The 26,181-nt window shown below is 66.1% G+C and carries 24 protein-coding genes; 18 read left to right on the top strand and 6 right to left on the bottom strand.

All coding sequences use genetic code 11. The features are described from left to right. Positions 1 to 20: 20 nt before the first annotated feature. The 4 genes from ACOYW5_RS14620 to ACOYW5_RS14635 form a co-directional block, all read right to left on the bottom strand. Positions 21 to 1,247 carry an epoxide hydrolase family protein gene (locus ACOYW5_RS14620; RefSeq protein WP_423065622.1) on the bottom strand — a complete coding sequence of 409 codons (1,227 nt, stop codon included), beginning with the start codon at positions 1,245 to 1,247 and terminating at the stop codon, positions 21 to 23. Positions 1,248 to 1,436: 189 nt separating this feature from the next. After that, positions 1,437 to 2,318, bottom strand: coding sequence for an alpha/beta hydrolase family protein (locus tag ACOYW5_RS14625; RefSeq protein WP_423065623.1), 882 nt, complete (start codon positions 2,316 to 2,318; stop codon positions 1,437 to 1,439). Positions 2,319 to 2,412: 94 nt separating this feature from the next. Continuing rightward, positions 2,413 to 3,123 carry a helix-turn-helix transcriptional regulator gene (locus ACOYW5_RS14630; protein WP_423065624.1) on the bottom strand — a complete coding sequence of 237 codons (711 nt, stop codon included), beginning with the start codon at positions 3,121 to 3,123 and terminating at the stop codon, positions 2,413 to 2,415. 10 nt (positions 3,124 to 3,133) lie between these two features. Further along, complete coding sequence (locus ACOYW5_RS14635) at positions 3,134 to 4,258, bottom strand: epoxide hydrolase family protein (RefSeq protein WP_423065625.1); 1,125 nt, start codon at positions 4,256 to 4,258, stop codon at positions 3,134 to 3,136. Positions 4,259 to 4,395: 137 nt separating this feature from the next. Here ACOYW5_RS14635 and ACOYW5_RS14640 point away from each other — a divergent pair, with 137 nt between their 5' ends. Together ACOYW5_RS14640 and ACOYW5_RS14645 are read left to right on the top strand one after the other, a co-directional pair. Continuing rightward, positions 4,396 to 4,743, top strand: a complete 348-nt coding sequence (locus ACOYW5_RS14640; protein ID WP_423065626.1) for a VOC family protein — start codon at positions 4,396 to 4,398, stop codon at positions 4,741 to 4,743. A gap of 4 nt (positions 4,744 to 4,747) precedes the next feature. Continuing rightward, on the top strand, positions 4,748 to 5,038 hold the full coding sequence (locus ACOYW5_RS14645; RefSeq protein ID WP_423069473.1) for an ArsR/SmtB family transcription factor: 291 nt from the start codon (positions 4,748 to 4,750) through the stop codon (positions 5,036 to 5,038). A 1-nt stretch (position 5,039) separates the two neighbouring features. Here ACOYW5_RS14645 and ACOYW5_RS14650 read toward each other — a convergent pair whose 3' ends face one another. Next, entirely contained in the window at positions 5,040 to 5,579 is a 540-nt protein-coding gene (locus ACOYW5_RS14650) for a DUF1697 domain-containing protein (RefSeq protein WP_423065627.1), read from the bottom strand. Next, on the bottom strand, positions 5,579 to 6,580 hold the full coding sequence (locus ACOYW5_RS14655) for an aldose epimerase family protein (RefSeq protein ID WP_423065628.1): 1,002 nt from the start codon (positions 6,578 to 6,580) through the stop codon (positions 5,579 to 5,581). The genes ACOYW5_RS14650 and ACOYW5_RS14655 overlap by 1 nt, the downstream gene beginning before the upstream one ends. A 71-nt stretch (positions 6,581 to 6,651) precedes the next feature. On the opposite strand from ACOYW5_RS14655, the gene ACOYW5_RS14660 reads away from it, so the two are divergent. The 16 genes from ACOYW5_RS14660 to miaB all read left to right on the top strand — a co-directional run bounded on the left by ACOYW5_RS14660 (position 6,652) and on the right by miaB (position 26,125). Further along, on the top strand, positions 6,652 to 7,686 hold the full coding sequence (locus tag ACOYW5_RS14660; RefSeq protein ID WP_423065629.1) for a LacI family DNA-binding transcriptional regulator: 1,035 nt from the start codon (positions 6,652 to 6,654) through the stop codon (positions 7,684 to 7,686). A 68-nt stretch (positions 7,687 to 7,754) separates the two neighbouring features. After that, positions 7,755 to 9,218: a xylulokinase gene (xylB, locus tag ACOYW5_RS14665; protein ID WP_423065630.1), complete on the top strand. Its 1,464-nt coding sequence runs from the start codon at positions 7,755 to 7,757 to the stop codon at positions 9,216 to 9,218. Continuing rightward, positions 9,215 to 10,522 carry a xylose isomerase gene (gene xylA / locus ACOYW5_RS14670; RefSeq protein WP_423065631.1) on the top strand — a complete coding sequence of 436 codons (1,308 nt, stop codon included), beginning with the start codon at positions 9,215 to 9,217 and terminating at the stop codon, positions 10,520 to 10,522. The genes xylB and xylA overlap by 4 nt, the downstream gene beginning before the upstream one ends. Beyond that, entirely contained in the window at positions 10,522 to 10,878 is a 357-nt protein-coding gene (locus tag ACOYW5_RS14675; protein WP_423065632.1) for a VOC family protein, read from the top strand. The genes xylA and ACOYW5_RS14675 overlap by 1 nt, the downstream gene beginning before the upstream one ends. Positions 10,879 to 10,955: 77 nt before the next feature. Further along, positions 10,956 to 12,584, top strand: a complete 1,629-nt coding sequence (locus ACOYW5_RS14680; protein ID WP_423065633.1) for a glycoside hydrolase family 43 protein — start codon at positions 10,956 to 10,958, stop codon at positions 12,582 to 12,584. Positions 12,585 to 12,828: 244 nt separating this feature from the next. Then, positions 12,829 to 15,504 (top strand): DNA mismatch repair protein MutS, encoded by a 2,676-nt coding sequence (mutS, locus tag ACOYW5_RS14685; RefSeq protein ID WP_423065634.1) that lies wholly within the window; start codon positions 12,829 to 12,831, stop codon positions 15,502 to 15,504. Next, complete coding sequence (locus tag ACOYW5_RS14690; RefSeq protein ID WP_423065635.1) at positions 15,485 to 18,286, top strand: [protein-PII] uridylyltransferase; 2,802 nt, start codon at positions 15,485 to 15,487, stop codon at positions 18,284 to 18,286. The genes mutS and ACOYW5_RS14690 overlap by 20 nt, the downstream gene beginning before the upstream one ends. A gap of 21 nt (positions 18,287 to 18,307) precedes the next feature. Further along, entirely contained in the window at positions 18,308 to 19,867 is a 1,560-nt protein-coding gene (gene murJ, locus ACOYW5_RS14695) for a murein biosynthesis integral membrane protein MurJ (RefSeq protein ID WP_423065636.1), read from the top strand. A gap of 59 nt (positions 19,868 to 19,926) precedes the next feature. Next, positions 19,927 to 20,970, top strand: coding sequence for a tryptophan--tRNA ligase (gene trpS / locus ACOYW5_RS14700; RefSeq protein ID WP_423065637.1), 1,044 nt, complete (start codon positions 19,927 to 19,929; stop codon positions 20,968 to 20,970). A gap of 57 nt (positions 20,971 to 21,027) precedes the next feature. Further along, on the top strand, positions 21,028 to 21,516 hold the full coding sequence (locus tag ACOYW5_RS14705; protein WP_423065638.1) for a universal stress protein: 489 nt from the start codon (positions 21,028 to 21,030) through the stop codon (positions 21,514 to 21,516). Positions 21,517 to 21,586: 70 nt separating this feature from the next. Further along, positions 21,587 to 22,144: a NifU family protein gene (locus ACOYW5_RS14710; protein WP_423065639.1), complete on the top strand. Its 558-nt coding sequence runs from the start codon at positions 21,587 to 21,589 to the stop codon at positions 22,142 to 22,144. Positions 22,145 to 22,287: 143 nt separating this feature from the next. Next, positions 22,288 to 22,893, top strand: coding sequence for a tRNA (adenosine(37)-N6)-threonylcarbamoyltransferase complex dimerization subunit type 1 TsaB (gene tsaB / locus ACOYW5_RS14715; RefSeq protein WP_423065640.1), 606 nt, complete (start codon positions 22,288 to 22,290; stop codon positions 22,891 to 22,893). Further along, positions 22,890 to 23,366 carry a ribosomal protein S18-alanine N-acetyltransferase gene (gene rimI, locus ACOYW5_RS14720; RefSeq protein ID WP_423065641.1) on the top strand — a complete coding sequence of 159 codons (477 nt, stop codon included), beginning with the start codon at positions 22,890 to 22,892 and terminating at the stop codon, positions 23,364 to 23,366. Before tsaB ends, rimI begins: the two co-directional genes overlap by 4 nt. Positions 23,367 to 23,400: 34 nt before the next feature. Beyond that, entirely contained in the window at positions 23,401 to 23,850 is a 450-nt protein-coding gene (locus ACOYW5_RS14725) for a Fur family transcriptional regulator (protein ID WP_423065642.1), read from the top strand. Beyond that, positions 23,847 to 24,647: a lysophospholipid acyltransferase family protein gene (locus ACOYW5_RS14730; protein WP_423065643.1), complete on the top strand. Its 801-nt coding sequence runs from the start codon at positions 23,847 to 23,849 to the stop codon at positions 24,645 to 24,647. Before ACOYW5_RS14725 ends, ACOYW5_RS14730 begins: the two co-directional genes overlap by 4 nt. Positions 24,648 to 24,700: 53 nt before the next feature. Then, the gene (gene miaB / locus ACOYW5_RS14735; protein ID WP_423069474.1) at positions 24,701 to 26,125 is read left to right on the top strand and encodes a tRNA (N6-isopentenyl adenosine(37)-C2)-methylthiotransferase MiaB; all 1,425 of its coding nucleotides are present in this window, start codon (positions 24,701 to 24,703) and stop codon (positions 26,123 to 26,125) included. Positions 26,126 to 26,181 lie beyond the last annotated feature (56 nt).

A 26,181-nucleotide genomic window follows, 5' to 3' on the forward strand; every position in this document is an offset into this window, starting at 1 on the left:
TTATTGGGGTGTCGCGCTGATCAGATCAGCTTACCAAAGAAGGTCCTGACATCCTCGACCAGCAGGTCCGGCGCGTCCGTCGCGGCGAAGTGGCCGCCGCGCGGCATCTCGGTCCAGTGGACGATGTTGTTGGCCCGTTCGGCAAAGCTGCGCACCGAGCGGAAGTCCCACGGGAACACGGCAACACCGGTTGGGGTGTCGTTGCGCTCCTCGCGAAAGCCGGAACCGGAGCGCGCATCCTCGAGATAGATGTTGGCGGCGGAGCCACCCGAGGCGGTGAACCAGTAGATCGAGGCATGGGCGAGATAGCGGTCGCGGTCGACCGTTTCCACGCCCTGGCCCTCGAAGCCGAAGAACAGCTCGGTGTTCCAGGCAAGCTGGGCCACCGGGGAATCGACCAGGCCGTAGCCGAGTGTCCCCGGGCGCTTGGACTGGATGTCCTGGTAGCCATTGTATTTGGTGAACAGGTCGAGATTGGCGAAGCCTTCCATCTCGAACGGGGTGAGCTTTTCCATCTCGCCGGGGGCCCCGGTGGGGAAGGCGAAGATCTGCTGCAGATGGGTGCCGACCAGACCCTCGGGCTTCAAGATGCCCAGCTCCTTGCCGACCAGCGCGCCGACATCGCCGCCCTGCGCACCGTAGCGCGTGTAGCCAAGCCGCTTCATCAGCGCGTCCCAGGCCTTGGCCACGCGGGCCGTATCCCAGCCCGCCTCGTTGAGCGGCGTCGACCAGCCATAGCCGGGCAGCGATGGGATCACGAGATCGAAAGCGAGGCTCGGATCGAGCCCATGGGCGCGCGGATCGCTGAGCGGCCCGACCACGTCGAGGAACTCGAGCACGCTCGACGGCCAGCCGTGGGTCAGGATCAGCGGGAAGGCGCTGGGTTCCTTCGACTTGATGTGGAGGAAATGAATGGTCTGCCCGTCGATCTCGGTGAGGAACTGCGGATAGGCGTTGAGCCTCGATTCCCAGGCGCGCCAGTCGAACTTGTTCAGCCACTGGTCGGCCAGTTCCTTGATGAACGCGACCGGCTGCCCGCGGCTCCAGTCCGTGGTCGTCGCGTGCGGCCAGCGCGCCATGGTGAGCCGCTCCTTGAGGTCGGCGATGTCGTCGTCGGAAACGTCGATCCTGAACGGGGTGATGGCGGTCATCTGGCTTTCTCCATTGGCTCCGGTGGCGCCGAGCGCCGGCACGATGGCGGCCGCCGCGGCGGCAACGAGAAACGTTCTGCGATCGATAGCGGTCATTTTCGGCTCCTCTGTCGCGCCGCTCCAGCGTGGCCCGGCGTCTGAAATGACCTTGCCCCACCCCTGCTGACAGGGCGTGGCAGGAGCGTTCCGGTCGCGTTACGAGCACGGCGACACCTCCCGCTGGCATGACCGCAAAACAAAAAAATCCCCGCTCTCGCGGGGATCGTGCAGCCATGGCTGGATCGGTCAGCGCAGGTGCGTCAGGAGAAACGCCTCTGTCGCCGCAACCAGCGCGTCCAGCTGTTCGGGCCCGGTCTCGGCGTTGAACACATGGTCCATGCTGGCGGTCCACAGGTCATGCTCGCCCCGATGCGCCGCGATCAGCCGGGGAGCCCCGTCGGGCGTCACCACGACGTCGTTGTCGCCCTGCGCCACCAGCAGCGGGCCAGCATAACCGGCTATTTCGGCCACCGGGTCGGCCGTGCGCAGTTGCGCAATCAGCTCCCGGCCGATTGCCACCGGCTGTCCCCACGGCATCGTCACGTCGAGTGGCGCGCCGACCGGCTCGGCGGACATCACCTCGCTGCCAAACAGCCCCGTGAAGGTCGCGACCGGGGCGGTAACACCGTTCCACAGTACCAGGGCATCCGGCCCACTCTCGATCGCCACCCGCGACGCGATCGGCCCACCGAGGCTCCAGCCGACAATGCCGAGCCGGTCGGCATCGACCCGCGGTTCGGCCTTCAGCCACTCGATGGCCCCGATCCCGTCGGCGGTCTCGGTATCCAGGGTTGCAGCGCTGAACGCGCCGCCGCTCTCGCCGGAGCCGCGATAGTCGATCCGGAGGCTGGCAATGCCGTTCTCCGCCCACAACCGGGCCGCGCGCGCATAGGGACCCTCTTCGGTGCCTGCGATCGGCCATTCGGCCCGGTTGCCGAGAAAGCCGAAGAGCATCAATACGACCGGCGCGGGGGCTTCCGCCTCAGGCAGCGTCAGCGTGCCGACCACGGTCGTCCCATCGACCTCGAATCGAATGGTTTCCTCGCGGGGCGCAGCCAGCGCGGTCAGGCCGGTGGTGACGAGCAGCGTGGCGGCGAGGGAGAAACTCTTGAGCAGGGCGGAGGCCATTTTCTTGGTGATCCTTTCGAAGGAGGCGGGCCAATCCCGCCGCTGAAAGGACCTTGCCCCGGCCCTCCTGACAGGCCGTGGCAGGAGGCTGAACTCAGCCCGGCGCGCTCGCCCAATCCGGGTGCAGCCGAGCCCATTCCGCGCGCCATTCCTTGGCGAGCTGCAGCCGCCGCCGGCCGTAGCGCTCCTCGGTCACCGCCACCCGGACGATCCGGTCGGTGCGGAAATTGCGGAACGCCTCACGCATGCAGCACCAGCCGACGACGATCTGCTTGCCCTCGTAATAGGCGAGCTGCACCGGCCAGATGTCGCGCTCCGATTCGCGGCCGCTCTCGTCGGCATAGCCAATATGCAGCGCCTTCTCGGTCCGCATCGCGGCACGCACGAGGCCCAGCACCGGCTGCGGTTCGCCCGGCCCGCGCATCAGCACCGGCCACAGCCCGGTATCCTTGATCCGGTCGCGCAGGTCGTCCGGCGAGGCGGTGGCGATCTTGCCCAAAGCGTTCTTGGCCGCATCGGCCAATCCCGCATCCGGCTGCGCCTGCACCCAGCGCGCGCCGAGCACCAGCGCCTCGAGTTCCTCAGGCGAGAACATCAGCGGCGGCAGGAAGAAGCCGGGCCTCAGCATGTAGCCCACCCCGGCCTCGCCATCGATCGGCGCTCCGAGCCCGATAAGCGTCTGCACGTCGCGATAGAGCGTGCGCACCGAAACGCCCTGCTCCTCGGCAAGCTCGGCCGCCGTAACCGGGCGGCGATGGCGGCGCAGGGCGTCCATGACGGAAAACAGGCGTTCGGTCTTGTCCATGCCGCGGACACTACCCTCTCCCGATCTCGCGATGAAAGGCCCGGATGTCCCCGGCGAGTAGATCGGGCACTTCGAGTGCCGGGAAGTGACCGCCCTTGCCGGCATCGTTCCAGTGGATGAGGTTCTGGAGGTTACGCTCGCCCCAGGCCCGTGGCGCCGGCAGGTCGGATTCGGCCGGCACCAGCACGCCCTGGGGCACATTGTGTTGGGGCATGGGCGCCAGAATCTCGGGGTCGGCGAAGGCCTCCTTGTAGAGCCGAACGGAGGAGCCGATGGTTTGGGTGAACCAGTAGACCGACAGCAGCGTCGCCAGCGTCTCGAACGGGAAGACGCTCTCGATGTCGCCGCCGGTATCGCCCCAGCAGTGGAATTTCTCGAGGATCCACGACGCCAGCCCGGCGGGCGAATCGTTGAGCCCCACCGCCAGGCTGGTCGGCTTGGTGCCGTGCACCAGCGCATAGGCGCCCTCGGCAAAGCCGGTGTAGTCGACCTTCTTGAAGTACTCCACCTCGTCCGGCGTCAGCTCTGTCGGCCGCAGATATCCCGAAAAGACGTTGCAGTAATGCACGCCGAGCAGGCGCTCCGGATGGTGGCGCACAAGCCCCAGCAGGGCGCCGCCGCCAAGGTCGGACCCCGACGCGAGAAAGCGGGAATAGCCCAACTGCTCCATCAGCCCGGCCCACAGATGCCCGATCTGCGTCAGGTTCATGCCCTTGAGTGTGGGCCGGCTGGAGAAACCGTAGCCGGGCAGGGAGGGAATGATCACATCGTAGGAAACACCATCGGCCTCCGCCGTCAGCCGATCGACCAGTGGCAGCAGCTCGACGAAGTTGCTCGGCCAGCCATTGGCCAGCAGCACCGGCACAGGATTGCTGCCCCTGCCGCGCGCATGGACGAAATGCACCAGCTCGCCGTCGATCTCGGCGGTGAACTGCGGGAACCGGTTGAGCCGGGCCTCGGCCGCGCGCCAGTCGAACGCCTCGGCCCAATATTCGGCAAAGGTCCGAATGAACGGTACGCTGGTGCCGTACTCCCAGCCGGCATCCGCGACTTCGTCAGGGAAGCGCGCCGCCCGCAGCCGGCTCTTGAGGTCGGCGATATCGGCGTCGGGAATGGCGATCGTGAAGGCGGGCATGCTGGTCTCCGCGTTTGGTTCGCGAGGACTAATGCCCGACGCCCCTGCCAGTTTCTGTCAGCAGCAGGTGGCGGCGCTGCCTGTTGACATTTCGTGAAAAGGCGAAATAAAGTGGAACGCAAGGACAGGAGTCATTGATGAGCAAGTCTCACGCCATGTACGGCATCGGCCATTTCGATGTCGCCGGCCCCGATATTGCCGCGTTGCAGGACTTCTACGCCGGCGTCCTAGGCTGGCAGGTCACCCCGCGCGGCCCCGGCTACGCCATGCTCGCAACGCCCGCAGGTGGCCCGGATGGCGCCCTGGCCGAAGACGAAACCGCAGCCCTCACCATCGGCATTGTCGTCCCCGATCTCGACAAGGCGTTGAGCGATACGGAGGCGAATGGCGGCGCGATCGCCATGCCCGCGCTCGACAATGGCTGGGTCAGGAAAGCCCAGGTCCGCGACCCCGCCGGCAATGTCCTCACCCTGATCCAGGGCTGACCCGCTGGCCGACGCTCCAACGGACCTCGATGAAGTCCTCCGCGCCCTGTCGCACCCCGACCGCCGCGCCTTCGTCGCCGCCTGCCGCGATGGTGCCAGGGCCGCCGGCGAGCTGGCGGAACTCTCCGAGCTGTCGCTGGCAACGGTCTCAGAGCACCTCAAGGTGCTGCGCAAATCCGGCCTGCTGGTGCTCGAAAAGCGCGGCCGCTTCTGGTTCTACCGCACCGACGCGGCGGTGGTGGAGTGGGCAGCAAAGGAGGTTGCCCGACTGGTGGAGAAGCCTGTTTCGATCTGAATCAGCCCTTCGTCAAAGCTGCCGCCTTCTCCGCCAGGCTCGCGAACACCTTCCAGTTGCGCTGCGTCATACGGGCGCCGAGCGCCTTTTCGATCTGCAGTCTCGAGGTAGTGATGCCCCTGGGATAGGCGACGACCAGATGCGCGCCGACCACGGCGACTTCCTCCGGCCCGACATAGTCGCGAATCACCGGCGACCAGTCCTCAGGCACGGCGTGGAACGAGCTGACGCCAACCTCGCTGGGCCGTTCCGCCGCCGCCTCGGCCAGCGGATTCGCCTTCACGACCTCGGCCATCTGCTCGGGCGTGCGCACGAACACCTCGTTCGCCGGCCCCAGGCCGAAGCCATCGACTACCGCCTGCAGCGTTTTCCGCGCTGCAGCGGCGTCCCCATCGTGCCGGAACAGCACGTTGCCGGTGTTCCCCACCGTCGCGACATCGGCGAGACCGGCCGCCTCGCAGGCCTCGCGCAGCGCGCCCATCTTCATCTTGGCGTGAGTCACAGGCCCAATGGCGCGGATCAGTCCGACATAGACCTGCATCAGGCGATCTCGATGTCGACCCGGTGACTGTAGTCGCGGTCCGGACCGTAGATCGTCGAGGGGAAATGCGGGTTGTTGACCGAGTCCGGCAGGCCCTGGTCTTCGAGGCAGAAGCCGCAGTGATGGCCAAAGTGCTTGCCCTCCGCTGACACCTCCGTGGTCACCGAGTTGTAGATCTGCAGCCCCGGCTGGTCGGTCCAGAGCTTCAGCGTCAGCGCCTTGTCCGGTCCGGTGACCACCGCCACCGCGTCCTCGAACTTGCGGTCCGTCGCCAGCACCACGTTGCCGTCATAGTCGATCGGCTGGCCCGCGGCGTCGCGCATGGTGCGGCCGGTTCGGAAATCCCAGACCGAGCCTTCGACGGGGAGGATGGCGCCGGTCGGGATTAGTGGTCCGCCGAGTTCGGTATAGGCGCTGGCCGCCACTTGGTAGGTGTGGTCGAGCACGTCCGGGCCGGTGCCGAGGTTGAAATACTGGTGCTGCACCACGTTGATCGGCGTGCGCCGGTCGGCTTTGGCAGCGATATCGAGGCGCAGCCGGTTGCCAACCAGCGTGTAGGTCGCGGTGAACCTGACATTCCCCGGAAAGCCCATCGCGCCATCCGGCGAGTCGAGGGTAAAGCGCACGGCGTTGTTGGCGCTGTCGGCCTCACCGTTCCAGACCAGCCGGCCGATGCCCTCGGGCCCGCCATGCAGCGTGTGTCCATGGAAATTCTGGGCCACCGAATAGGTCTTGCCGTCGAGCGTGAAGCTGCCGTTCTTGATGCGGTTGGCGACGCGGCCGGCGAGCGAGCCGAAATAGGGCGAGGCTTTGGGGTAGGAGTCGAACTGCTCGAACCCGAGCACCACCGAACGCTTGCCGCCGGCTACGGGCACGCGCCAGTCGCGCACCAGCACACCCCAGGAGATGATGTCGACCTCGACGCCGGTATCGCTCGCGAGCTTGAACTGCTCGACGCTTCTGCCCTCATATTCGCCGAACTTTTCAACCGCGACGCTCATTGCCGATCTCTCCTCTTCGTGCGACGGGTTGATAGCCGCATTCGGCGTCGGGCGGAAGCGGGGGAGGACAAATGGACGAGATCAAGCGGCGCGCTACCGTGCACGATGTCGCCCGCGAGGCGGGCGTTTCGCTGGCAACGGTCGATCGCGTGCTCAACGGGCGCCCGGGAGTCCGCAGCGAGACGGCCGACAAGGTGGCAGAAGCCATCAAGACCCTCGATTTCCGGCGCGACCTCTCGGCCTCGCTCCTCGCCCGCTCGCGCGATCTCGGCGTTACTTTCCTCATCCCCGATGGCCGCAACGAGTTCATGTTCGCGCTCGGCGCCGCCATTCAGCGCCGGGCCAGCGCCAGCAAGGGCGAGCGTGTCTCGATCACCACGCGGCTCGTCCACGCCTTCGATCCGACGGCGCTCGCCACCGCGCTCGGCGAGCTCGACCCCAAGACCTGCGATTGCGCCGTGGTCGTCGCCACCGAGAACGACAAGGTCCGCCGCGCCATCGACAGCGCCACCCGCCGCGGCATCGCGGTGATCACGCTCGTTTCCGACCTGCCCGATTCGGCCCGCCGCTCCTTCGTCGGCATCGACAATCACGCCGCCGGCCGCACCGCCGCGTCGCTGATGGGGCGCTTTGCCAAACCCGGGCCCATCGGCATCATCGCCGGATCGCTCAGCCTCGCCGACCATCACCAGCGTCGCGAGGGGTTCGAGGCGGTGCTGGCAGCCGAATTCCCCGGCCACCAGATCGTCGGCCCGCTTGAGGGGTTTGACGATGACGCCCGCACCGAGGCAGCGGCGCTCGAACTGCTGAAGGGTCACCTCGCCGGCATCTACAATCTCGGCGCCGGCAATGCCGGCCTGATCCGGGCACTGCAGAAGACCGGCCATGCCGGCAAGATCCGGGTTGTCGCGCACGAACTGACGCCGGCAACTCAGGCCGGGCTCACCAGCGGCGCCTTCGACGTGGTCATCGACCAGAACCCCGATGGCGAAATCGCCGCGGCGCTCGGTATCGCCCAAAGCCTCGCGCTCGGGCAGGCCAGCGAGCGCCAGCCGGCCCCCATTGAAATCGGTCTCTATCTGCGCGACAATCTCCCCAAGGCTTGATCCAAGAACATTGCCGTCTGGGAGGACAATCGGATGACTTGCGCGACGCGCCATGAGGTACGTGCCTCATGACTTATCTCGGCATCGACATCGGTACGTCCGGGGTCAAGGCGCTGCTCATCGACCGCGACGGCAAGCCAGTCGGCGAAGCGACGGCGAAAGCTGTCGAGCCTGTCCGTCCGCATCCTGGCTGGTCCGAACAGAACCCGGCCGACTGGTGGAATGCGACGCTCGAGGCGGTCGACAAGCTGGCCAAGGCCCATCCACAGGACGTCGCGGCGGTGCGCGGCATCGGCCTTGCCGGCCACATGCACGGCGCGACCCTGCTCGACAAGAACGATCATGTCCTCCGCCCCTGCATCCTCTGGAACGATGGCCGGTCCGCTGCCGAATGCGCCGAGATGGAAGCAGCGCTCCCGTCGCTCCGTGATATCGCCGGCAATATCGCCATGCCCGGCTTCACCGCGCCCAAGATCGCCTGGGTGCGGAAGCACGAGCCGGACATCTACGCGCGCATCGCGAAGGTGCTGCTGCCGAAGGCCTATATCCGCCTGCTGCTGACCGGCGAGCATGTCGAGGAGATGTCCGATGCTGCCGGCACGCTCTGGCTCGATGTCGGCAAGCGCGACTGGTCCGATGCGCTGCTCGCGGTCACCGGCCTCAACCGTTCGCACATGCCGCGCCTCGTCGAAGGCTCGGCGCCCTCGGGTGCGCTGAGGCGCGAGTTCGCCAATCGCTGGGGCATGAGCGGCCAGGTGATCGTCGCCGGTGGCGCCGGCGACAACGCGGCGGCCGCCTGCGGTATCGGCGCCATCCAGCCCGGCGAGGGGTTCGTGTCGCTCGGCACGTCCGGCGTGCTGTTCGTTTCGAACGACCGCTTCCGCCCCAATACCAAGGGCGCCGTCCACGCCTTCTGCCACGCCATCCCCAATACGTGGCACCAGATGGGCGTGATTCTCTCAGCCACCGACAGCCTCAATTGGTTGTCGAAGATCACCGGCCAGGACCCGGCGAAGCTCGCTGGCGCCGCCGAGGCGCAGTTCACCGGCCCCGGCGAGGAGATCTTCCTCCCCTACCTCTCGGGCGAGCGTACCCCGCACAACAACGCCAATGCCCGCGGCAGCTTCACGGGCCTCAGCCACTCCTCTGATCCGGCGCGTCTCGCCCAGGCAGTTATGGAGGGCGTCACCTTCGCCTTCCGCGACTGCAAGCGCGTGCTGAACGATGCGGGCACGACGCTCGGCCAGCTGATCGCCGTCGGCGGCGGCTCAAAATCGGAGCTGTGGCTGAAGCTGATCGCCACCAATCTCGACACCGAGATCGCCATCCCCGCCGATGGTGATTTTGGCGGCGCGCTCGGCGTTGCCCGGCTCGGCCTCTGCGCCGCCGAGGGAGTCGATCCCGCCGAGATCATGCTCAACCCCGCCATCCAGCGGGTCGTCCAACCGGATGCGTCGCTCGCCGACGCCTACGCCCGTCAATACGAGCGCTACCGCGCGCTCTATCCTGCCATCGAGGAGGCACGTCAGTGACCGATTTCTTCAAGGGGATCAGCCCCGTCAAGTTCGAGGGGCCGCAGAGCTCCAACCCGCTCGCCTATCGCCACTACAACAAGGACGAGATCGTCCTCGGCAAGCGGATGGAGGACCATATCCGCCCCGCTATCGCCTATTGGCACACCTTCGCCTGGGAAGGCGGCGACCCGTTCGGCGGCCGCACCTTCGACCGGCCGTGGTACGCTGGCAGCCCGCTCGAAGGCGCCAAGCTCAAGGCCGATGTCGCCTTCGAGCTGTTCGACCTGCTCGATGCGCCGTTCTTCTGCTTCCATGACGCGGACGTCGCCCCGGAAGGCGCAACGCTTGCCGAGAGCAACAAGAACCTCCGCACCATCACCGACATCTTCGCCAAGAAGATGCAGTCGAGCCGCACCAAGCTCCTCTGGGGTACGGCAAACCTGTTCTCGAACCGCCGCTACATGGCCGGCGCAGCCACCAATCCCGATCCGGATGTGTTCGCCTACGCCGCCGGGCAGGTAAAGCAGATGCTCGAGATCACCCACGATCTCGGCGGCGCCAACTACGTGCTGTGGGGCGGCCGCGAAGGCTACGAGACGCTGCTCAATACCCGTATCAAGACCGAGCAGGATCACGCCGCGCGCTTCTTGTCGCTGGTCATCGAGCATGCGAAGAAAATCGGCTTCAAGGGCCAGATCCTGATCGAGCCCAAGCCGCAGGAACCGACCAAGCACCAGTACGACTACGACGTCGCCACGGTCTACGGCTTCCTCAAGACTTACGGGCTCGAGAAAGACGTGAAGGTCAATATCGAGGTCGGCCATGCCTTCCTTGCCGGCCACAGTTTCGAGCATGAGCTGGCGGTCGCCGGCGGGCTCGGCATCCTCGGCTCGGTCGACGCCAACCGCAACGACCTGCAGTCCGGCTGGGATACCGACCAGTTTCCCAACAACCCAGGTGAAATGGCGCTTGCCTTTTACCAGATCCTCAAGGCCGGCGGCCTGGGCAAGGGCGGCTTCAACTTTGACGCCAAGGTGCGCCGCCAGTCGATCGATCCGGCCGACCTCTTGCACGGCCATGTCGGCGGCCTCGACATCCTCGCCCGCGGCTTGAAGGGCGCCGCGGCGATGATCGAGGACGGCACCTTCGACAAGGTCCAGGAAGCCCGCTACGCCGGCTGGAAATCGCCGGCTGCGCAAAAGATGCTGACGAGCGAAAGCCTCGCCGACATCGCAGCGCGGGTCGAGAAGGACAACATCAACCCGCAACCGAAATCCGGCCAGCAGGAATATCTCGAGAACCTGGTCAACCGGTTCGTGTGATGGCTCCGGAGTTGAAGCTGCACCACGTGTCGCTCATGGTGAGCGACACGGAGCAGTCCGTCGCGTTCTACAAGGACGTGTTCGGGCTGCGGCAGCTTGACCGTCCGGCCTTCAAGTCCTCCGGCGCCTGGCTGACCACGGCTCACCTCGAGGTGCACCTCGTCCAGTATCGGGCGGGAACACCGCCGCCGGGCCCACGGCTGGCTGCGCCGGACGACGCACATTTCGCCCTGAACACAAGCGACTTCGACGGCTTCCTACACCACGCCCAGTCGCGTGGCTTTGCCGAAGACGCGCCCGTGGGCAATCGCAAACGCATCATGATCCGGCGGCACGGCCCGGCGGGCTTCCCGTAGGTCTACCTGCTCGACCCCGACTACAACATCATCGAAGTCAACGGCGCAGTCTGAGCGCGCCTGGAGTTCCCTGTCGTATGCCCACCATCCGCAACCCCATCCTCCCCGGCTTCAACCCGGACCCCTCGATCCTGCGCGTCGGCGACGACTACTACATCGCCACCTCCACCTTCGAGTGGTACCCCGGCGTGCAGATCCATCATTCGAAGGACCTCGCCAACTGGGAGCTCTGCACCCGCCCGCTGACCCGCGCGTCGCAGCTCGACATGCGCGGCGACCCGGATTCGTGCGGCATCTGGGCCCCGTGCCTCAGCCATGACGGCGAGCAGTTCTTCCTCATCTACACCGACGTGAAGCGCAAGGACGGCTCGTTCAAGGACGCGCACAACTACCTCGTCACCGCGCCTTCGATCGAAGGTCCGTGGTCCGACCCGGTCTATATGAACTCGTCCGGCTTCGATCCCTCGCTGTTCCACGACACGGATAGCAAGAAGTGGTTCATCAACATGCTATGGGACCATCGGGTCCGCCCGCTGCTGTTCGCCGGCATCGCGCTGCAGGAATACGATCACGCCCAAAAGAAGCTCGTCGGCCCGATCAAGAACATCTACCAGGGTACCGACCTGAAGCTCGTCGAGGGCCCGCATCTCTACAAGCGGAACGGCAAGGACGGCCGCCCCTGGTATTACCTCCTCACCGCCGAAGGCGGCACAGGCTACGAGCACGCCGTCACCTTCGCCCGCTCGCGCAACATCGACGGGCCATACGAGACCCATCCGATCAAACATATCCTCACCGCCAAGGATGCCCCGCTCAACGCGGTGCAGCGCTCGGGCCATGGCGATATCGTCGAGACGCCTGACGGCAAGACCTATCTCGTCCACCTGATGGGTCGCCCGACGACGCAGAAGCGCCGTTGCGTTCTCGGCCGAGAAACCGGCATCCAGGAGGCCTATTGGGGCAATGACGACTGGCTGTGGGTCAAGGACGGCCCAGTGCCCTCGCTCGAAGTCGAGATCCCCGGCACGCGCGACGACACCGACTACTGGGCCGAGCAGCGCTACAGCTTCGACACGCTGCCCAGGGATTTCCAGTGGCTCCGCACCCCTGAAACCGAGCGCATCTTCCGCACCGGCGACAAAAAGCTGACGCTGATCGGCCGCGAGGCGATCGGTTCGTGGTTCGAGCAGGCCCTCGTCGCCCGCCGCCAGACCCATTTCTCCTACGATGCGGAAGTGACGCTCGATTTCTCGCCGGTCGACGAGCGCCAGTTCGCCGGCCTCACCGGCTATTACAGCCGCTACAACTTCCACTATCTCACCGTCACCGCCCATTCCGACGGCAAGCGCGAGCTGCTGATCATGAGCTCGATGGCGAGCCATCCCGACGGCAAGCTGACCTTCCCGTCCGACCCGGTCCCCCTGCCGCAGGACGGCCCGGTGCGGCTCAAACTGGAAATCCGCGGCCCGAAACTGCAGTTCTTCTACGCCACCGGTACGGCCTCGGCCGGCGGCAACTGGCAACCGGTCGGCGGCACGCTCGACGCTTCGCTCCTCTCCGACGAATGCGGCGGCCATGCCGAGCACGGCAGCTTTACCGGCGCTTTCGTGGGGATGGCGGCTAGCGATCTGAACGGGACCGCGAAGGAAGCGGTGTTCACCGATTTTGTGTATCGGCCGGTGAAGGACCCGAGCGACAGGTACTGAGCCACTTCACCCGATACCCCCACCCTGTCCCTCCCCCGCAAGGGGGGAGGTGACCTGCGCTCCCAACCGATCGTCTCACACACACTGGCGCTGGTGAGAGCGTCTCCCTCCCCCTTGCGGGGAGGGACAGGGTGGGGGTACTCTTCCCGCACCGGCGCCGGTGTTGGGGATGCACTAAGCACCCCTGTTGCCCCCACCCCCCAAACCCCATAATCTCGCGGACTTCCGCCACACCCGCGAGCCCATGGACCAAGCGCCCTTCCACGCCCCGAGCGCCGCCGATGCGTCGCCCATCACGCCGATGATGGGGCAGTTCCTCGAGATCAAGGCGGTCAATCCGGGCTACATCCTGTTCTACCGGATGGGCGATTTCTACGAGATGTTCTTCGAGGACGCCGAGATCGCCAGCCAGGCGCTCGGTATCGTGCTGACCAAGCGCGGCAAGCACCAGGGCGCCGACATCCCGATGTGCGGCGTGCCGATCCACGCGGCGCAGGACTATCTCAAGAAGCTCATCGGCCTCGGTCACCGCGTCGCCATCTGCGAGCAGGTCGAGGACCCGGCCGAGGCGAAGAAGCGTGGCGGCAAATCGCCGGTGAAGCGCGATGTCGTCCGCCTCGTCACCCGCGGCACCATCACCGAGGACGACCTCCTCCCGACGCGCGGCTCGGCCTATCTCGCATCCCTCTCGATGGTGCGGCACGGTGAGACCGATTTCGCCCTCGCCTGGGCCGACGTCTCGACCGGCGAAACCGCCGTGCTTGATCTTTCCACCGCCGCGCTCGGCGACGAACTGGCCCGCATCGGCCCAGCCGAACTGCTGCTCACCGAAGCGGCCCGCACTACTATCAACGAAGCCCGGCTTACGCTGCCCGACATGGCCGTCACCGTGCTCGACGCCGTCGCCTTCGACAGTGAGCAGGCCGGCACCCGGATCGCCGCCGCCTTCCCCTCCGGCGAGGTCGATCCTACCGCCTTCTCCCGCGCCGGCCGCGCCGCGCTCGGGGCACTGGTCGATTATGTGCGCGACAGCCAGAAGGGCGTCCCCGTCGCCCTGCGCCCACCCAATGCCGAGCGTCTCTCCGCCCATATGGCGATCGATGCCGCGACGCGAGTCTCGCTCGAGCTGCTTGAAACCCAGCGCGGCGCCGAAAAAGGTTCGCTCCGCCACGAGATTGACCTCACCGTCACCCCACCTGGCTCGCGCCTCCTCGCCCGCCGCCTGAGCGCGCCGCTCTGCGATGCGAACCGGATCAACGCCCGCCTCGATGCCGTCAGCACCTTCGTCGCCGACGGGCTCATCACCCAGCGCTTGCGCAGCGAGCTTAAGGCCGTGCCCGACCTGACCCGCGCCGTCACCCGCCTGGCGCTCGGCCGCGGCGGTCCGCGCGACCTCCGGGCCATCGGCGCGGCCGTCTCCGGCGCCATCGCGCTGGCCGACCGTCTTGCGACCATCGCCGACGCTCCGACTGAAATCGCCACCATCGCCGCCCGCCTCGCCGACGCACCGGCCGCCCTCGCCTCCGAACTCGCCGACGCCATCGATGACGAGCCGCCGCTCCTCGCCCGCGATGGCGGTTTCGTGCGCAAGGGCTACGACGCGACTCTCGATGCCGAGCGTGCCCTTGCCTCGGAAACCCGCGGTGTCGTCGCGGCGCTGCAGCAGCGCCTCATCGACGAGACCGACGTCCGCTCGCTGAAAATCCGCCACAACGGCGTCCTCGGCTATTTCGTCGAAGTTCCCGCCGGGCATGGCGGCAAGCTGCTCGAAGTGCCGCATCGCGACACCTTCATCCACCGCCAGACCATGGCCAACGCCATGCGCTTCACCACCGCGGAACTGGCCGAACTCGAGGGCCGCATTGCCAAGGCGCATGATGCCGCGCTGGCGCTCGAAACCGCGATCTTCACCCGGCTCGCCGACGCCGTCGCCGTCGAGCAGGAGCGCCTCCGCGCCATCGCCGATGCGCTGGCGGAACTCGATGTCGCGACCGCACTCGCCCATCTGGCGATGACGCGCAATTTCTGCCGGCCCACCATCGACGACAGCCTCGCCTTCTTCATCGAGGGCGGGCGGCACCCGGTGGTCGAAACCAACGTCCGGGCCCAGCACGAGGTCTTCGTCGAAAACGGCTGCGACCTGACCGGCGGGGCGCTGTGGCTGGTCACCGGCCCGAACATGGGCGGTAAGTCCACCTTCCTCCGCCAGAACGCACTCATCGCCATCCTCGCGCAGATGGGCAGCTATGTGCCCGCCTCCGCCGCCCATATTGGCGTCGTCGATCGGGTCTTTTCCCGCGTCGGCGCCAGCGACGATATCGGCGGCGGCCGTTCGACCTTCATGGTCGAAATGGTCGAGACATCAGCCATCCTCAACCGCGCCACCGCCCGATCGCTGGTCATCCTCGATGAGATCGGCCGCGGCACCGCCACCTTCGATGGCCTTTCCATCGCCTGGGCTGCCGTCGAGGCACTGCACAACGATACCGGCTGCCGTGCCCTGTTCGCGACGCACTTCCACGAGATGACTGCTCTGGCGAAGACGCTGAAGCGCGTCAGCAATCACACCATGAAGGTGCGCGAATGGGAGGGCGAGGTGGTGTTCCTGCATGAAGTGGCCGAAGGCGCCGCCGATCGCAGCTATGGCATCCAGGTCGCCCGCCTCGCCGGACTTCCCGAAAGCGTGCTCGCCCGGGCGCGCCAGGTACTCGGCGTGCTCGAACAGCGCTCTTCCGGCAACAAAGGCGTCGTGCTAGACGATTTGCCGCTCTTTGCGCACCAGCCGCCCGCTCCCAAGGCGGCTGTTAACCCGATACATGACATGCTCGATCAGGTGCGGCCTGACGATCTCACGCCGCGACAGGCTATCGACCTGATCTACGAGCTTAAGAAAATCCGCGATGCATCTCGCCGAAATTGACGCCCGGCCGCGAAAACCGGCCTTCCACCTGACCCAGGCCGAGACCATTCTCGCCGACCTGCACCGGCTGCTCGCCGGCCAGGACCCCAAGGCCGCCAGTTCACGCGCCATCGTGCTGCAGCACCTGCGCAGCGTCCTCGATGCGGCGCGCAAGAGTGCCGAGGCCGAACTGAAGGCCACCGGCAAGGGCACGCGCTGCGCCATGAACCTGAGCGCCGCCGAAGACGAGATCCTCCGCGCCGTCCACGCTTTCGCGGTGCGCGAGGTCTACCCGCTCGACAATCCGTCCGGCGCCGAAATGATCTCGCTGGCAGCAGTCGGCGGTTACGGCCGCGGCACGCTGGCGCCGGGCTCCGACATCGACCTGCTCTTCATCCTCCCTTACAAGCAGACGCCGTGGGGCGAGCAGATCACCGAATACGTGCTCTACATGCTGTGGGACCTCGGCCAAAAGGTCGGTCACGCCGTCCGCTCGGTGGACGACTGCATCCGCATGGCGCGCTCCGATATGACGGTGCGCACCGCCACCCTAGAGGCGCGCTACCTCACCGGCGACCGCGCCCTCTTCGCCGAACTGGTGCACCGGTTCGAAACCGAGATCATGCCCAAGACGGGCCCCGAGTTCATTGCCGCCAAGATGGCCGAGCGCGACGAGCGCCACCGGCAGATGGGCAATACCCGCTACGTGGTCGAGCCCAACATCAAGGACGGCAAGGGAGGCCTCCGCGACCTCCACACGCTGTTCTGGATATCCAAATACTTCTACCGCGTGAAGTCCAATGCCGAGCTGGTCGGCAAGGGCGTCCTGAGCGCCGATGAATACCGGCTGTTCCAGCGGGCCGAGGATTTCCTCTGGGCCATCCGCTGCAACCTCCATTTCCTCACCGGCCGCCCAGACGAGAAGCTGACCTTCGACCTGCAGCCCGAACTCGCGGCCCGCCTCGGCTACAATGATCGGGCCGGCATGCTCGGCGTCGAGCGCTTCATGAAGCGCTATTTCCTCGTCGCCAAGGACGTCGGCGACCTCACCCGTATCTTCTGTACTTCGCTAGAGTTCGACCACGCCAAGCCGCTCGACATGGTCGGGCGGGTGCTGGCCCCGTTCAAGCGCGGCAAGGTGGCGATCAAGGGCGAGACCGATTTCGTCATCGATTCCGGCCGCCTCAATGTCGCGGGTCCCGACGTATTCCAGAAGGACCCGAAGAACCTGATCAAGGGCTTCATGCTGGCCGGCCGGCATGACCTGCACCTGCACCCCGATGCGATCAAGGCGATCCGCCGCGCTTTCAAGCTGATCGGGCACGACCTCCGCAACGACCGGCAGGCCAATGCCTGGTTCCTCGAGATCCTGACGGCCCCGACCTATGTCGAGCGCATCCTGCGCCAGATGAACGAAGCGGGCGTGCTCGGCCGCTTCGTGCCGGACTTCGGCAAGATCGTCGCCCTGATGCAGTTCAACATGTACCACCACTACACGGTGGACGAGCACCTGATCCGCGCCGTCGGCGTCATGGCCGATATCGCCAATGGGGGCTTGCGCGACCAGCTGCCGCTGACGCACGAGCTGCTGCCGCATCTCAACGACACGCGGCTGCTCTACGTGGCGCTCTTCCTCCACGATATCGCCAAGGGCCGCCCGGAGGATCATTCGATCGCCGGCGCCCGCATCGCGCGAAAATTCTGCCCGCGCCTCGGGCTCGATCCGGCCGAGACCGATACCGTCGCCTGGCTGGTCGAGCATCACCTCTTGATGAGCGAGATCGCCCAGTCGCGCGACATCCAGGATCCCGAGACGGCCAAGTCGTTCGCCGACGTGGTGCAGTCGCCGCAGCGCCTGGCGCTGCTGATGATCCTCACCGCCTGCGATATCCGCGCCGTCGGCCCGGGCGTCTGGACCGGCTGGAAGGGCTCGCTGCTGCGCGCCCTCTATTATGCCACCGAACCGATGCTGTCGGGCGGGCACAGCCAGGTGACGCAGCGTGACCGCATCGAGGCGGCGAAATCCGTGCTCCGCACCGCGCTCTCCGGCTGGCCGCCAGCCGAGGTCGACAGCTATCTCGGCCGCCACTACGACCACTACTGGCTGCGCGCAGAGCCCGAGCTGCAGTTCGAGCATGCCAAGATGATCCGCGCCGCCGACCAGGCCGGGCAGATGTTCGCCGGCTCGATCCGCATCAAGGCCTTTGAAGGCATCACCGAGGTCTCGTTCTACACGCCCGACCACCCGCGCCTGCTCTCGCTCATCGCCGGCGCCTGCACCATGTGCGACGCCTCGATCATCGGCGCGCAGATCTTCGGCACCCGCGACGGCCGCGCCGTCGACACCTTCCGCCTGCGCCGCTCCTTCACCTCCGACGAGGACGAAAAAGTCCGCGCCACCCGCATCATCGATACGGTGAAGCAGTTGCTCCAGGGCAAGCGCCAGGTGCTGATCGACCTCGGCAAGCAGGATCGCCACAACAAGCGGCTCAAACCCTTCTCGCTGCCCTCACAGGTGTCGGTCTCGAACACGATCTCCGAGAAATTCACCGTCATCGAGGTCATGGGCCTCGACCGCATGGGCCTCCTCCACCAGCTGACCCGCGCCATCAGTGACCTCAACCTCACCATCGGCTCGGCCCATATCGGCACCTATGGCGAAAAGGCCGTCGACGTCTTCTACGTCACCGACCTCACCGGCCACAAAATCGAGTCCAAGGCCCGCCAGAGAAAAATCCGCGACGAGCTGCTGGCCGTGTTCCAGCCGGTCGAGGAGAAGGCCGCCAAGGTGGCGAATGGCTGAGGCGGGGCGCATAGCCCGCGCATGAGCCTCACCCGCAATTTTCTCTCCGTCGGCGGCCTGACCCTCGTCTCGCGCATCTTCGGCTTCGTCCGCGATGCGCTGATGGCGGCCGTGCTCGGCATTTCGCCGGTCTCCGACGCCTTCAACGCCGCCTTCCGGTTCCCCAACCTCTTCCGGCGCCTCTTCGCCGAGGGGGCGTTCAACACCGCTTTCGTCCCCATGTTTTCGGGCGCGCTCGAGACACAAGGCCCCGACGGCGCGAAGGAGCTCGCGAGCCGGATCATGAGCTGGCTGGTGGCGGTGATCCTCGTTGTCACCATCCTTGTCGAAATCTTCGCGCCGCAGATCATGGTGGCGTTCGTGCCGGGCTTTGTCGGCGACGCCGAAAAGTTCGACCTCACGGTGTTTCTCACCCGGATCATGTTCCCTTATCTCGCCTGCATGTCGCTGATGGCGGCCTATGCGGCGATCCTCAACTCGATGGGCCGGTTCTTCGCCGCCGCCTTCGCGCCGATCGTGCTCAACATCGTCAATATCGGCGCGCTGATCCCGCTGGCCATCCTGACGCTCGAGGCGCCCGACACCGCCTTCTGGGTGGCGATCGCCACCATGCTCGGCGGCATCGCGCAGCTGGCGCTGGTCTGGTGGGCCATCCGCCGCGCCGGCATGGTGCCGCGTATCCGCCTGCCGCGCTTCGATGCCGATGTGCGCCGCTTCTGGCTCCTGGCCGTGCCGGCAATCATCGCGGGCGGCATCACCCAGATCAACATCTTCGTCGGCACCATCATCGCCTCGGGCGCCAATGAGGTGATGTCGATCATCTACAATGCCGACCGGCTTTACCAATTACCGCTCGGCATCATCGGCATCGCAATCGGCACGGTGCTGCTGCCGGACCTGAGCCGCCATCTCAGCGCCGGCCGCGACGTCGAAGCGCGGCAGAGCCAGAGCTACGGCCTGTTCCTCTCCATGTTCCTCTCGATGCCCGCCGCCGGCGCGCTGATCGCGATGGCGCTGCCGGTGGTGCGCGTGCTGTTCGAGCGCGGCGCCTTCGGTGCCATCGACAGCGTCAATGTCTCGCAGGCGCTGATCGCATTTGCCGCCGGGCTACCGGCCTTCGTCCTCATCCGCGTGCTGCAGCCGGGGTTCTTCTCGCGCAAGGACACCAAGACGCCGACCTGGTTCGCCGCCATCTCCCTCGTCATCAACATCTTGCTGTCGCTGGCGCTGTTTGGGCCGCTGAAGCATGTCGGCATCGCGCTCGCAACCTCGATCGCCGCCTGGGTCAATGTCGCGCTGCTCGCGACCTTCCTTGCCCGTCGCGGCCACTTCACCATCTCGGCAGCAGAATGGAAGCAGCAGGGGCTGATCCTGGCGCTGACGCTCGTCATGTCCGGAGCGCTCTGGGGCACGGTGCTGCTCCTCGGCCCGGTTTTCGACCCCGGCTACTTCTTCCCGGCTCAGGCGCTGGCGATGCTGGCGCTCTGCGTCGTCGGTGCGGGGCTCTACTTCGCGCTCGCCCACCTCACCCGCCTGCAGCCGCTTGGCGGGTTGCTACGGCGGCTCCAGCGACGCCGCTAGGCTTGCCTAGGCCGCGGTAGATGGGCGATAAGCCCTGCCTCTATTCCGGGAATTCCTCCATGCCTTTCACTCCGCGCGTCTTTTCCGGCATCAAGCCGTCCGGCGACCTGCACCTCGGCAACTATCTCGGCGCCATCCGGCGCTTCGTGCCGCTGCAGGAAACGCACGAGACGATCTATTGCGTCGTCGACATGCACGCGATCACGGTATGGCAGGAGCCCGAGGACCTCAGGCGCTGGACCTACGAGATCGCCGCCGCCTATATCGCGGCCGGGCTCGATCCCAACCGTTCGATCATCTTCAACCAGTCCCAGGTGGTCGAGCACGCCGAACTCGCCTGGATCTTCAACTGCGTGGCGCGCGTCGGCTGGATGACGCGCATGACGCAGTTCAAGGACAAGGCCGGGGCCGAAGGCGGCGAGAACTCGGAGGCGGTGTCGCTCGGCCTCTTCGCCTATCCCTCGCTGATGGCCGCGGACATCCTGCTCTACAAGGCGACCGCCGTGCCTGTCGGAGACGACCAGCGCCAGCATCTTGAGCTGACGCGCGATATCGCCAAGAAATTCAACCACGATTTCAAGAAGCAGATCAAAGGCCTGGGCGTGAAGGACGACTTCTTCCCCTTGACCGAGACACTCTCAACCGGCCCGGCCATGCGCGTCATGTCGCTCAAGGACGGCAAGAAGAAGATGTCGAAGTCGGACGCCTCCGACATGTCGACCATCTACATGATGGACGACGCCGACACGATTGCGAAAAAGATCAAGCGCGCTACCACCGACGCCGATGCGCTGCCGACCGAGGCCGCTGGCCTAGCCGGCCGCGCCGAGGCCGAGAACCTCGTCGCCATCTACGCCTCGCTTGCCGACAAGTCAGTCGACGAAGTGCTGGCAGAGTTCGGAGGCTCGGGCTGGGGCAAGTTCAAGCCGGCGCTGGCCGATCTCGCGGTCTCGGTGCTGTCGCCGATCGCCACCGAGATGAAGCGGCTCGTCGCCGACCGGGGCGAGATGGACCAGATCCTCAGGAGGAACGCCGATCGGGCCCGTGCCATCGCCATGCCGATCATGGACGATGTCCGCAAGATCGTCGGCTTCGTGCGCTGACTGGACGCCGAGACTCCCATTTGGGACAATGACGGGCAACTTCCTGGCGGGTGTGGCGTGGCTGATATCCTGAACGAGTATAAGCGCAAGTTCCTCGTCGTCATCGACGAGGGCAAGGAAGCCGATCGCGCCATCACCTTCGCCGCCCACCGCGTCAAGCGCACCGGCGGCACGGTGGTGCTGCTCTCGGTCATCGACAACCAGGATTTCACCCAGTTCCTCGGCGTCGAGGAGGTGATGCGCGCCGAAGCCCGCGAGGAAGCCGAGCGCCTGCTTGATGCCAAGCGCGCGCGCATCGACCAGATCGGCGCCGGCATCCGCACCGAAACCGTCATCCGCGAAGGCGACCTCGTCAACGAGATCGAGAACCTGATCCGCCAGGACCCCGGTATCGCCATCCTCGTCCTCGCCGCCTCCTCGGGCAAGGACGGACCTGGACCCCTCGTCAGCGCCTTCGCCAGCCGCGCCGGGCAACTGGCCCTGCCGGTAATCGTCACCATCATCCCCGGTGCCATGACCGACGAGCAGATCGTCGCGGTAACGTAAAGCCGAACCCTTGCGTTTCCGGCTCCAAAACACTACTTTGGAACCGTTCTAACACGAGATTTCCGGCGCCATGTTCATCCAGACCGAAGCGACGCCCAACCCGGCGACCCTGAAGTTCCTCCCCGGCCGCGATGTGCTGGTGGGTGAACCGCGCGATTTCCGCGGCCGCGAATCCGCTGCCATCTCGCCCCTCGCCAATGCCCTGTTCGAGGTCCCCGGCGTCGAGGGCGTGTTCCTCGGTTCCGATTTCATCTCGGTGACCAAGGACAGCGCCGAGTGGAGCCATATCAAGCCGGCCATTCTCGGCGTGATCATGGAGCATTTCCTCTCCGGCCGCCCGGTGCTCGACGACGGCACCGCCGCGGTCTCGACCGGCGACGAGTTCTTCGAGGCCGAGGATTCCGAGACGGTCGAAGTGATCAAGGAATTGCTCGCCACCCGCGTCCGCCCGGCGGTCGCGATGGATGGCGGCGACATCACCTTCAAGGGCTTCAAGGAAGGTACGGTCTACCTCCACATGCAGGGCGCCTGCTCGGGCTGCCCGTCCTCGACCGCGACGCTCAAATCCGGCATCGAGAACCTCCTCCGCCATTTTGTCCCCGGCGTCGAGACCGTGCAGCAGGTCTGACCTGCGACGGACATGAGTTTTGAAGCGCCCGGCCATTGGTCGGGCGTTTTGCTTTTGGGGCACCGGCCTCTCGTGATCCTCCCCCGCTGCGCAGGGGAGGATCCCCCCGTGACAACCCCCGTCCGAACCCCTATCTCTCCCGCATGCCCACCGCGCTCCTCGCCATCGACACCGCCGCGCCCCGCCTGCAGCTTGCGCTGCTTGTCGGCGACCTCGCCGACACCCTCGTCGAGGACATGGCGCAGGGCCAGGCCGAGCGGATTTTTCCGGCCATCGACGAGCTGCTGGCCCGCAACGGCACGACCTATGCCGATCTCACCCGTATCGCAGTCACCACCGGCCCCGGCTCCTTCACCGGCCTCCGCATCGGGCTCAGCGCCGCACGCGGCCTCGGCCTCGCGTTGAGCCTGCCGGTGATCGGCGTGCCCAGCCTCCTCGCGCTGTCGCTTGTCACCCGTTGCGACGCCACCGCAGTGCTGCTCGATGCCCGCCGCGACGAGGCCTATTTCCAGCTCTTTTCTGGCCCGGCTATCCCGATCGGCGTCCCAGCCATCCTGCCGATGGACGAAGCGCGCCGCCGCATTCCGTCCGGCACCGAGACGCTAACCAGTCCGCTGGTCGATATCGCTGCCCTCGCTCGCTTCGCCGCCACCGCCGATCCCGCAAACTTCCCGCCCGAGGCGGCCTATATCCGCGACGCCGATGCCAAGCCGCAGGAGAAGTTCCGCGTCGCGAGGGTCACCTCATGAACTTCTGGCTCTCCCCGGCAACGCTCCACGTCGAACCGGCCCGCGCCAGCGACGCCGATACCGTCGCCCGTCTCCACGCCGCCGGCTTTTACCGCGGCTGGACGCGCGAAGAATTCGCCGCCTACATCACCGGCGAGGGCACGCCGGTCTATGTCGCCTGCGACAGCAAGCGGAACATCGCCGGCTTCGCCATGCTCCGGTACCTCGGCGAAGAGGTCGAACTCATCACCATCGCGGTGGACAAGAAGTGGCGCAACAAGGGCGTCGGCCTCATGCTCATGCGCGCCCTATTCGAGGCGCTGCTGATGAGCCCGGCCAAGCGCATGCTGCTCGAAGTTGCCGACGACAACACGCCGGCGCTCAAGCTCTATGGCAAGCTCGGGTTCAAGAAGGTCGGCGAGCGCAAGGGCTACTACCCCCGCCCCGACGGCACGCCCGCCACCGCTATTGTCATGGCGCGCGATCTTGGCTAACCCGAAATCAGCGTTAACGGAGACCGGGCACGCGATGAGCAGACCCCAGGTCCAGCAGACCCTCGAAGAGCAGTGTGCCCAGAAGGGCATGCGCATGACCGATCAGCGCCGCACCATCGCGCTGGTGATCGAGCAGGCTGTCGACCATCCCGATGTGGAAGAGCTCTACCGCCGTGCCAGCGCCATCGATGCGCGCATCTCGCTGTCGACCGTCTACCGTACCCTCAACCTCTTCGAGGAATCGGGTCTGGTCACCAAGCATGATTTCAAAGACGGTCGGGCCCGCTTCGAGCTCATCCCGGACGAGCACCACGACCACCTGATCGATATCCGCTCGGGAAAGGTCATCGAGTTCCGCAACGAGGAAATCGAGGCCATCCAGGAAGTGATCGCCAAGCGCCTCGGATACCAGTTGGTCGATCACCGGCTCGAGCTCTACGCGGTGCCGCTCAAGACCCAGGAAAGCGGGGACAACAAGAAATGATCCTGCGCCTCCTGTTCCTCGTCTTCCTCTACATCCCGTTCCTCATCGTCTTCGTGCCGCTGCAGTTCCTCGTGTCGCGCAGTCCGTGGTTCAACAACCAGATCCCGCGCTGGTTTCACGCAATGGGCGCGCGCTTCCTCGGCATGAAGGTCAGGGTCGTCGGCGAGCCGGCGCATGACCGGGCCACGCTGATCGTTTCGAACCACGTGTCGTGGACCGACATCATCGCCGTCGGCTCGCGCGCCGATGTCACCTTCGTCGCCAAGTCCGAAATCCGGAACTGGTTCTTTGTCGGCTTCATGGCCTCGCTGCAGCGCACGCTCTATGTCGATCGCAAAAAGCGCTCCGATGCGAAGCGGGTCAGCCAGGAGATGGGCAAGCGTATGGCATCTGGCGGCGCGGTCCTGCTGTTCGCCGAGGGGCAATCCGACCTCGGCACGCACGTCCTCCCTTTCCGCTCGGCCCTGATCGGCGCGGCGCAGCATGCGATGGAGGAAGCCGGGGCCGGCGAGGTGATGATCCAGCCGCTGACCATCGCCTATACCAAGCTCCAGGGCCTCCCGGTCGGCCGGACCGACCGCTCGCTGATCGCCTGGATCAAGTCCAAGTCGGTCAAGCAGAACATCAGGGAAATCCTCACCGGCGGCACCCGCGAAGTCACCCTCGCCTTCGGCACCCCCCGCCCGCTCACCGCCGGCGCCGACAGAAAGCTGCTGGCGCGGGAGACGGAGAACGAAGTCCGGAGGATGCTGGTGGCGCTGAACCGCGGCACCCCGTTGCCGATAGCGGCGGAGTAGGGGTGGGCCGCCCTTCCTTTGCCTTCCACCGCCATCCGGTGTATTTCCGCCCCATGACCGAGACGACGCCCGAGCCCACGTCCAAGAAGCTGTTCATCAAGACCTACGGGTGCCAGATGAACGTCTACGATTCCGATCGCATGGCCGACGCCCTCGCTCCGCACGGCTACGAGCCGGTACAGGCGGCCGAGGATGCCGACCTCGTCGTGCTCAACACCTGCCACATCCGCGAGAAGGCCTCGGAGAAAGTGTTCTCCGAGATCGGGCGCCTCCGCGAGATGCGCGACGAGCGCCGGCTCACCGGCGGCGACCTGATGATCGGCGTTGCCGGCTGCGTGGCGCAGGCCGAGGGCGACGAGATCGTCCGTCGTGCCCCGGCCGTGAACCTCGTCTTCGGCCCGCAAAGCTACCACCGCCTGCCCGAACTGCTCGCCCGCGCCCACAACGGCGCCCGTGTCGTCGACACGGACTTCCCCGAGGAAGACAAGTTCGAGCACCTGCCGGCGGCGAAGAAGGAAGTGACGCTCAAGCGCGGCCTCACTGCCTTCCTCACCGTGCAGGAGGGCTGCGACAAGTTCTGCTCGTTCTGCGTCGTGCCCTACACCCGCGGTTCCGAAACCTCGCGCCCGCTCGAACAGGTACTGCGCGAAGCCGAGACGCTAGCTGAAGGTGGGGTGCGCGAGCTGACGCTGCTCGGTCAGAACGTCAACGCCTATCACGGGCTCGATTCCCGTGGCCGTACGGTCGGCCTCGGCGAACTGTGCTACCGCCTGTCGTTGATCCCCGGCATCGCCCGCATCCGCTACACCACCTCGCACCCGCTCGACATGACCGACGAGCTGATCGAGATGCATCGCGACCTCGATGCGCTGATGCCCTACCTGCACCTCCCCATCCAGTCGGGCTCGGACGCGATCCTCCGCTCGATGAACCGCCGGCACACCGTCGCCGAGTACATGGCTGTCATCGAGCGCATCAAGACGGCGCGGCCGGATATGGCGATGTCGGGCGATTTCATCGTCGGCTTCCCCGGCGAGACCGACGCCGATTTCGAAGCGACGATGCAGGTCGTGCGCGAGGTCGGCTACGCCTCGGCCTACACGTTCAAATACTCGATCCGCCCGGGCACGCCCGGCGCGACGATGGAAAACCAGGTCCCCGAAGCCAAGAAGGCCGAGCGCCTCACCCGCATCAACGAGCAGATCAATACCCAGATGCACGCCTTCCATCGCTCGGTGGTCGGCCGCACCCTGCCGGTGCTGATCGAGAAACCGGGCCGGCATCCCGGCCAGATCGGCGGCCGCTCGCCATACCTGCAGGCCGTGCACATGGATGGCCCGACGCGACTCATCGGCCAGATCATTCCGGTCGAAATCGTCGAGGCCCGGAATAATTCGCTGATCGGCAAGATTGTCACAGTGGCGGAACCGAATCCTGCTAGCGTTATTGAGTCTCAAGCCATAGCGGCCCATATCTGAGGCCGAAATGGAGCCTGGTCCCCGACCAGGGGACCAACAACGGCACTAGGAGCCCA

This window comes from Devosia sp. CN2-171 (assembly GCF_049354815.1).
Taxonomy (GTDB): Bacteria; Pseudomonadota; Alphaproteobacteria; order Rhizobiales; family Devosiaceae; genus Devosia_A.

Coding starts and splice junctions, on each gene's coding strand:
- ACOYW5_RS14650 (WP_423065627.1), bottom strand. CDS start 5,579: ATGCAGGTCTATGTCGGACTGATCCGCGCCATTGGGCCTGTGACTCAC.
- ACOYW5_RS14730 (WP_423065643.1), top strand. CDS start 23,847: ATGATCCTGCGCCTCCTGTTCCTCGTCTTCCTCTACATCCCGTTCCTC.
- ACOYW5_RS14725 (WP_423065642.1), top strand. CDS start 23,401: ATGAGCAGACCCCAGGTCCAGCAGACCCTCGAAGAGCAGTGTGCCCAG.
- ACOYW5_RS14680 (WP_423065633.1), top strand. CDS start 10,956: ATGCCCACCATCCGCAACCCCATCCTCCCCGGCTTCAACCCGGACCCC.
- mutS (WP_423065634.1), top strand. CDS start 12,829: ATGGACCAAGCGCCCTTCCACGCCCCGAGCGCCGCCGATGCGTCGCCC.
- ACOYW5_RS14640 (WP_423065626.1), top strand. CDS start 4,396: ATGAGCAAGTCTCACGCCATGTACGGCATCGGCCATTTCGATGTCGCC.
- xylB (WP_423065630.1), top strand. CDS start 7,755: ATGACTTATCTCGGCATCGACATCGGTACGTCCGGGGTCAAGGCGCTG.
- ACOYW5_RS14620 (WP_423065622.1), bottom strand. CDS start 1,247: ATGACCGCTATCGATCGCAGAACGTTTCTCGTTGCCGCCGCGGCGGCC.
- trpS (WP_423065637.1), top strand. CDS start 19,927: ATGCCTTTCACTCCGCGCGTCTTTTCCGGCATCAAGCCGTCCGGCGAC.
- ACOYW5_RS14690 (WP_423065635.1), top strand. CDS start 15,485: ATGCATCTCGCCGAAATTGACGCCCGGCCGCGAAAACCGGCCTTCCAC.
- miaB (WP_423069474.1), top strand. CDS start 24,701: ATGACCGAGACGACGCCCGAGCCCACGTCCAAGAAGCTGTTCATCAAG.
- ACOYW5_RS14710 (WP_423065639.1), top strand. CDS start 21,587: ATGTTCATCCAGACCGAAGCGACGCCCAACCCGGCGACCCTGAAGTTC.
- ACOYW5_RS14630 (WP_423065624.1), bottom strand. CDS start 3,123: ATGGACAAGACCGAACGCCTGTTTTCCGTCATGGACGCCCTGCGCCGC.
- ACOYW5_RS14625 (WP_423065623.1), bottom strand. CDS start 2,318: ATGGCCTCCGCCCTGCTCAAGAGTTTCTCCCTCGCCGCCACGCTGCTC.
- murJ (WP_423065636.1), top strand. CDS start 18,308: ATGAGCCTCACCCGCAATTTTCTCTCCGTCGGCGGCCTGACCCTCGTC.
- ACOYW5_RS14660 (WP_423065629.1), top strand. CDS start 6,652: ATGGACGAGATCAAGCGGCGCGCTACCGTGCACGATGTCGCCCGCGAG.
- rimI (WP_423065641.1), top strand. CDS start 22,890: ATGAACTTCTGGCTCTCCCCGGCAACGCTCCACGTCGAACCGGCCCGC.
- ACOYW5_RS14675 (WP_423065632.1), top strand. CDS start 10,522: ATGGCTCCGGAGTTGAAGCTGCACCACGTGTCGCTCATGGTGAGCGAC.
- tsaB (WP_423065640.1), top strand. CDS start 22,288: ATGCCCACCGCGCTCCTCGCCATCGACACCGCCGCGCCCCGCCTGCAG.
- ACOYW5_RS14655 (WP_423065628.1), bottom strand. CDS start 6,580: ATGAGCGTCGCGGTTGAAAAGTTCGGCGAATATGAGGGCAGAAGCGTC.
- ACOYW5_RS14635 (WP_423065625.1), bottom strand. CDS start 4,258: ATGCCCGCCTTCACGATCGCCATTCCCGACGCCGATATCGCCGACCTC.